This window comes from Paenibacillus sp. Y660 (assembly GCF_057221575.1).
Map to the genome: position 1 here is coordinate 1 of NZ_JBXBBJ010000094.1, position 619 is coordinate 619.

The window sequence follows — 619 nt, forward strand, 5'->3', positions numbered from 1 at the left end:
TTCTTCTCGAGCATCATGGCATGGAGCCCTTCATTGATTTGAATGTTCGCTCCAAGAAGAATATAACCAGCACAACCGCAAGCGATATACAGATTTCACCCATGGGGATTCCGATTTGTCCAAACGGAAATCCAATGAAGCCTAATGGGACGGATTACAAGCTCCATCGTCGCAAGTGGAGATGTACACCGGTTTGTGGTTGCTCTACAGCCAAGTACGGTCGTACCTTCTACACGAAAACCAAGGATGACCCTAGACTGTTTACGAAAACGCCTCGCGATTCGGAAAAGTGGAAGCTGACTTACAAACGCCGTTCATCCATTGAACGTTCCAATAAGCGTGAGAAGATCGACTACAAGCTCGAATCCGGCAGGCATCGCTCCACGATGATGTGGTACATGCGACTCTACGGCATTATGATCTGCCAGCACATGGACGCTTGGTATGTGAGCCAAAAAGATGAATGGGAAAAAATGAAATCCACGATTCTCCCTTCAGCAGCCTAATTTTAAAAAAGCCCGGTTGGAAAATTGGTGGAGTCTGGCCTTTTTTGAAACTGGTTTTCATCTTCCATATTTTCCAGCGCCATTTCATAACTATTCTGGCATCACCACTGGAA

At 46.0% G+C, this 619-nt stretch carries 1 pseudogene; it reads left to right on the forward strand.

Annotated elements, in window-relative coordinates:
- Nucleotides 1-506, forward strand: a pseudogene (locus AC2TDN_RS26605) (transposase); the annotation flags it as partial.
- Nucleotides 507-619: the final 113 nt, after the last annotated feature.